1 protein-coding gene and 2 pseudogenes are annotated in these 2,162 nt (G+C 49.0%); 1 reads left to right on the top strand and 2 read right to left on the bottom strand.

Annotation, left to right across the window (positions count from 1 at the left end):
* Positions 1-170: transposase (locus tag QZ506_RS17050; RefSeq protein ID WP_291972696.1), on the bottom strand; the 170-nt coding region annotated here is incomplete at its 3' end.
* Positions 171-513: 343 nt separating this feature from the next.
* Positions 514-1,008, bottom strand: a pseudogene (locus QZ506_RS17055) (molybdopterin-dependent oxidoreductase); the annotation flags it as partial.
* A gap of 323 nt (positions 1,009-1,331) precedes the next feature.
* Between QZ506_RS17055 and QZ506_RS17060 the strand changes: the two are divergent.
* Positions 1,332-2,111: pseudogene (locus tag QZ506_RS17060) on the top strand (IS5 family transposase).
* The last annotated feature ends 51 nt before the right edge of the window (positions 2,112-2,162 follow it).

Genomic DNA, 2,162 nt, shown 5'->3' on the forward strand with positions numbered 1-2,162 from the left:
CGCTCAGGTAAATCACGCCATGGAGCACCTGAGCACAGAATCCAGAACATACCATTGATGATTTTACGATGTTCTGCCCATGGACGTCCGGCACGTGGTATTGCTGGTTCAGCAGGCAGTAAAGACTGGATGATCATCCATTCTTCATCGGGAATGTCGTAGCGAGCCATAGTTCAATATACTGTGGAAACATATGGTTACTATAACTCAGGCAATTAAGGGACACAGCCTAAAACACTGCAATATTTTCCTCGCGTTTGGCGGGTTGGCGCTGAAAAACGCGCAGGTGGCTTCCGGTGGGGCGAGATATCACAGTCTGGAACCGGCATTGCGTCAACTGGCTGGCCTTATTGAATAATAGGGAATAATGATGTTATGACACGCCTGTTTTGGATTAAAATGCTGATCGCTCCGGGATGCATCACCACGCTCTGGATTTAACATACTGATTTTACGTCAAGGGAATCCTCAGCCTTTATTGCTACGCAGCATAATATATATTTATTCAACAAAGCCGGTTAGCGGCTGAAAAGTGCCGATAACGTAGGGTAAAAAGAATTGCGCCGCGCCCCAACTGTAGTTGCCCTGTTGATCAACGGCACCTCCGCCGGAGAAATAGAAACGCCGCACCTGCGAACGCGCATGGTGAAAGCGCCCCGCAGAAGACTAACCGTAGGATCCGGCGAACAGGCCATCCGCACCGTAACGATCGCGTACGCGCTGGTTCTCCTGCGCCACCAGATCGAGTGCGACATCCCAATCTACCTCAACAAAATCTTCTTTGCCGCGCAGCGTGCCATCGCTGTGTTCACGCTTTTGTAACCAGGAACGGCGCACGGCCGGACGGCGGATACGCTTGTCGGAATAGACCAGCGGCGCAATAGAATCAAGCATCGCGGAAGGGGCAGGATCGCTGGCAAACGGCTCGCAGCGGATCAGTTTTCCGTCCTCCACGACGGCGGTAAAAGCGCCCCAATCCGCCAAATGTGGATAACGCTGAATAGCCATTCGCAACCTCAATTCTTTCTCGTGCCACCCCGAATAGCGCGACAACGCAGCCCTGGTAAGAAACAACGCCAAAATATGGCGTTAAAAAATCGTAAAAACATTGCCACAAAAAACAATGCCACAGTTATAAAAGAAATACCCCAGACACTTCAAGTATGCGGGTTATGCGGAATATAGCTTTGCTTATGCAGATTTAAACGTTTGTTTAAAACGCACGTTAGGATAGTGTTTAACCTCAATAAGCATAGGTCTTTGTTGAATAAATAGAACTTTTGGGTAATCATCGGAGCAGATCACCACAGTTGTTTCAAAATCAGGTCTCCATGGCAAAACAAAATTTTAAAATCACCAACTGGCCCTCTTATAACAAGGCCCTCAAGCAGCGCGGTTCTTTAACCGTATGGCTAGATGAATCAGCCATTGCTGCATGGACGGAAAAAAACACTACTAAACGGCGTGGACGACCGCTCCACTACTCAGATATGGCCATCACCACAGTCCTGATGATGAAACGCGTGTTTGGCCTTTCATTGAGGGCGTTACATGGCTTTGTTGACTCGATTTTTAAACTGATTAAATTGTCGCTGCATTGTCCAGACTATTCGCTGCTCAGCAAGCGAGCAAAGACAGTAAACATCAGCATAAAAACGCCAACCCGTGGTGAAATCTCACATCTGGTCATTGATGTAACCGGCCTGAAGGTCTTTGGCGAAGGCGAATGGAAAGTCCGGCAGCATGGTGCCGGGTATGGCGTAAGCTGCACCTGGCAGTAGACAGTGTGACGCATGAGATTATCTGTGCGGATTATAAGGCCACTTATCCCGCCACGAAGGGGGGCGCAATATTGGCCAGATCGCTACCACGAGCGTAACCACGCTGTTGCAAATCAGCGCATTAGCGGTAGTAACGATATCTGGAAAAAGAAAGTGGGCTATCACCGGCGCTCAGTGGCTGAAAAGGTCATGTTCCGGTTCAAAAGGCTTCTGGGTGGTAATCTAAGTCTGAGAGACTACGATGCTCAGGTGGGTGAAGCCGTGGCCATGGTCAAAGCGCTTAACCGGATCACGCTATTAGGAATGCCGAACAGTATTCGCATCACGTAACAATCGACCCGTATGGGGCGCAGTCGTTACAAGTTCTGATTTATTCAACAA

The sequence above is a fragment of the Candidatus Symbiopectobacterium sp. genome (genome assembly GCF_020054415.1).
Taxonomy (GTDB): Bacteria; Pseudomonadota; Gammaproteobacteria; order Enterobacterales; family Enterobacteriaceae; genus Symbiopectobacterium.